This is a genomic window from Mesorhizobium sp. M7A.F.Ca.US.014.04.1.1 (genome assembly GCF_003998745.1).
Taxonomy (GTDB): domain Bacteria; phylum Pseudomonadota; class Alphaproteobacteria; order Rhizobiales; family Rhizobiaceae; genus Mesorhizobium; species Mesorhizobium ciceri.
Genome location: NZ_RZRW01000516.1, coordinates 1 through 3,965 on the forward strand (window position 1 = coordinate 1; position 3,965 = coordinate 3,965).

Annotated in this window: 3 protein-coding genes and 1 pseudogene; 3 read left to right on the forward strand and 1 reads right to left on the reverse strand. The window is 61.7% G+C overall.

What is annotated here, in order from left to right; all coding sequences use genetic code 11:
- A partial coding sequence (locus EOA22_RS26430; protein WP_164755833.1) for a LacI family DNA-binding transcriptional regulator occupies positions 1–711 on the reverse strand: 711 nt, incomplete at its 3' end.
- A 361-nt stretch (positions 712–1,072) separates the two neighbouring features.
- Between EOA22_RS26430 and EOA22_RS26435 the strand changes: the two genes are divergently transcribed.
- The 3 genes and pseudogenes from EOA22_RS26435 to EOA22_RS26445 form a co-directional block, all read left to right on the forward strand.
- Complete coding sequence (locus EOA22_RS26435) at positions 1,073–2,428, forward strand: ABC transporter substrate-binding protein (protein ID WP_013528261.1); 1,356 nt, start codon at positions 1,073–1,075, stop codon at positions 2,426–2,428.
- Between the two features lie 228 nt (positions 2,429–2,656).
- Positions 2,657–3,670, forward strand: coding sequence for a sugar ABC transporter permease (locus tag EOA22_RS26440; protein ID WP_063169814.1), 1,014 nt, complete (start codon positions 2,657–2,659; stop codon positions 3,668–3,670).
- 1 nt (position 3,671) lies between these two features.
- A pseudogene (locus tag EOA22_RS26445) lies at positions 3,672–3,965 on the forward strand (carbohydrate ABC transporter permease); the annotation flags it as partial.

Sequence of the window (3,965 nt, forward strand, 5' to 3'; positions counted from 1 at the left end):
CCCTTCCAGCAAACGCCTGGTGGCGCGGTAGCCGTTCTCCTCGGTCATATCGACCGAGCAGACATGGCGTTCGATCAATGTCAGTCCGCTCGCGGCGAGTGCCCGGCGCACGCCGCGTTCGCGATGGATGGCGAAGGTCTCGCGGCCGTCACCGTTGATCAGCGCCAGCCGCCGATGACCGAGCTGGATCAGCAGCCTGGCCGCTTCGTGGAAGGCGCCCTCATTGTCGATGTCGGTGAAGGCGTAGTCGAAATCGAAGCCCTCACTGCGGCCATGGACGATGAAGGGAATGCCGAGCGTGTTGACCAGCGCCACGCGCCGGTCAGCGGGCCTTGGAGAGGAGATATAAACAGCGTCGACCTGCCGGTTGGCGACGATGCGCCGGTAGGTCGTCTCCTGGTCGTCGGCGTCGGCCGGCGACAGCACAAGGTCGAGCTCGTGCGAGCGGGCATAGTCGCCAAGGCCGGACAGGAACTCGACGAAATGCGGATCGATGTCGACGGACGCACCGGTCGGCAGGACATAGCCGATCATGCCGGTCTTGCCGGTCGCCAGCCGGCGCGCGCTCGGGTTGGGCCGATAGCCATGGCGCTTGGCGGCATCCATGACACGCCTGCGCGTCTCCTCGTTGACCTCGGGATAGCCGTTCAGCGCGCGGCTTACCGTGGTTTGCGAAAGTGCCAGCATGTGGGCGAGCTGCTTGAGGTTCACGAAAGTCTCCATTCCCTCAAAGCGCTTTTAAATTGAATCGACCCAAGTGCCACCGGGGCCGAGCCATACGAAGCCCAACCATAGACGCGGTTTGGGCATGTTTGAAACAAAAATTGCTGCTGCACTGCCATAATAGCATGCTGCGACGCACTTTTAGGGCGAAAATGCGCGAACCTAAATCGATTGATTCGCCAGCCTCTTGACTTCCCCGCGATTCAATGGCGTGATCGAAAAAGCCAAAGCGCTTTGGAAGACTCTTCGAAAGGTTGCGGTTCCTTTCCGACTGAGTCACAGTCCTGCGGCGTCGGCGGGCGGAATGGAGGTTCCGTCCGGTGTGTGAGACCCACTGGGAGGAATACCGATGAAGAAAATGCTTTTGCTGGGTGCTGCGTTTGCCACGTTCGCCCTGAACGCGCCCGCGCAGGCCGAACTGAAGTTCAAGCCCGGCGAAGACAAGCGCTTCAACTGGGCGAACTACGAAGAGCTCAAGAAAGTCGACCTCAAGGGTGAAACGCTGTCGATCTTCGGACCGTGGCGCGGCGAGGACGAAGGCCTGGTGCGCGGCGTCCTCGACTATTTCTCGGAAGCCACCGGCGTCGAGATCAAATACTCCTCCTCGGAGAATTACGAGCAGCAGATCGTCATCGACACGCAGGCCGGCAGCCCGCCGAACATCGCCGTGCTGCCGCAGCCGGGCCTCATCCAGGACCTGGCGTCGAAGGGCCTTTTGACGCCGCTCGGTGACGACACCGCCAAATGGGTCAAGGACAATTACGGCGCCGGCCAGTCATGGGTCGATCTCGGCACCTTCAAGGACAAGGACGGCAAGCCGGGCTTCTTCGCCTTCCCTTACAAGGCCGACGTGAAGTCGCTGGTCTGGTACTCGCCGGACAATTTCGAGGAAGCCGGCTACAAGGTGCCGAAGACCCAGGAAGAACTCGCCGATCTCGAAAAGAAGATCATCGCCGATGGCGGCAAGCCGTGGTGCATCGGCCTCGGCTCCGGCGGTGCCACCGGCTGGCCGGCAACCGACTGGGTCGAAGACCTGATGCTGCGCACCCAGCCTCCGGAGGTCTACGACAAATGGGTGAAGAACGAGATCCCGTTCAACGATCCGGCGGTGGTCAACGCCATCGACATTTTCGGCAAGATCGCGACCGACGACAAGATGGTCGACGGCGGCGCCAAGGCGGTTGCGGCGACCGACTTCCGCGACAGCCCGAAGGGCCTCTTTTCGGTGCCGCCGAAATGCTACCTGCACCACCAGGCATCGTTCATTCCGACCTTCTTCCCGGAAGGCACCAAGGTCGGCCAGGACGCGGACTTCTTCTACTTCCCGCCCTATGCCGCCAAGCCTGAACTGGGCACGCCCGTGCTCGGCGCCGGTACGCTGGCGATGATCACCAAGGACAGCAAGAGTGCGCGCGCGTTCATCGAATTCCTGAAGATGCCGCTCGCCCACGAGATCTGGATGGCCGAGGGCGGCTTCGTGACGCCGCTCAAGTCGGTCAACAAGGATGCCTATGCCAGCGACGCGCTGAAGAAACAGGGCGAAATCCTCGCCAATGCCTCGACTTTCCGCTTCGACGGTTCCGACCTGATGCCGGGCAAGATCGGCGCCGGCGCCTTCTGGACCGGCATGATCGACCTGGTCGGCGGCAAGTCGGCACAGGACGTCGCCACCGACATCCAGAAGAGCTGGGACGCCATCAAGTAGACGGCTGGCACGTAGACGACCAACCATTCTCGCACTGGATTCGGACCGTACCGGCCCGGATCCGACGGCGGCCCGTGCCGCAGCCTTTCGTCATGAGCGCATTGACATGAAGCGCGATCGGCAATGTGCGCAAGCCGCCGATGACGCGCTCCAAACAACTGAATCGGCGCCTGGTCCCCGTCACCAAGGTCATTCCTTGTCGGGTCATGCGCAGGGGGAGAGGGACCCATGGCGGCTCAGATTTTCTCGGCCATATTCGTCATCATCGTCGGCGTCGGCGGTTGCGTCGCCTATTTCTGGGGCGCCAACAAACTGGTCGACCTGATATTCCCGTCACGCGGCGTCGCCGGTGCCGCGGCCATCGACAATCTACGCCGGCAAGGGTTGGTCCGCCCATGGCTGTTCGTCGGCCCGGCGATGATCATCCTCACCATTTACCTGATCTATCCGGTGGTCGAGACGCTGCGGCTGTCGTTCCTCGATCGCGGCGGCATCAGTTTCGTCGGCCTGGCGAACTATGAATGGGCGTTCGGCGACCGCGAGTTCCGCAACTCGATCCTCAACAACATCATCTGGCTGGCGGTGGTGCCGGCCGCCTGCACCTTCCTCGGGCTGATCATCGCCGTGCTTACGGACAAGATCTGGTGGGGCACGATCGCCAAGAGCCTGATCTTCCTGCCGCTGGCGATCTCCTTCGTCGGCGCCAGCGTGATCTGGAAATTCATCTACGAGTATCGGGGCGAGGGCCAGACGCAGATCGGCATCCTCAACGCCATCATCCAGCATTTCGGCGGCCAGCCGCAGGTCTGGATATCGCTGCCGTTCTGGAACAATTTCTTCCTGATGATCATCCTGATCTGGATCCAGACCGGCTTTGCCATGGTCATCCTGTCTTCCGCCCTGCGCGGCATCCCCGAGGAAACGCTGGAAGCCGCCGTCATCGACGGCGCCAATCCGTTCCAGATCTTCTGGAAGATCATGGTGCCGCAGATCTGGGGCACCATCGCCGTGGTCTGGACCACGATCACCATTCTGGTGCTCAAAGTATTCGACATCGTGCTGACCATGACCAACGGCCAGTGGAACAGCCAGGTGCTGGCCAATCTGATGTTCGACTGGATGTTCCGCGGCGGCGGCGATTTCGGCCGCGGCGCCACCATCGCCATCATCATCATGATTGCGGTCATTCCGATCATGGTCTGGAACATCCGACAGGCGAACAAAGAGACGGGAGGACATTGAGATGGCCGTCGCGACCGGAAATTCCTTCGCCAGCCGCTTCGGCGTCCACATCGCCGTGCTCATCTTCGTCGCGATCTGGACCATACCGACCCTTGGCATCCTGGTTTCGTCGCTGCGCGACAAGAACCAGATCATCGCCTCGGGCTGGTGGAACTCGTTCGCCAGTTCCACACAGACGGAAGCCGGCCGGCTGCCGCCCGCCTCGGCGCAAGTCGAGAAGGACGGCAAGTTCGTGCTCGAGGGCAATATCTTCGGCGACGGCACCAAGCGCGACATCAGCGCCTTCGGAATCAAA

Coding starts and splice junctions, on each gene's coding strand:
- EOA22_RS26440 (WP_063169814.1), top strand. CDS start 2,657: ATGGCGGCTCAGATTTTCTCGGCCATATTCGTCATCATCGTCGGCGTC.
- EOA22_RS26435 (WP_013528261.1), top strand. CDS start 1,073: ATGAAGAAAATGCTTTTGCTGGGTGCTGCGTTTGCCACGTTCGCCCTG.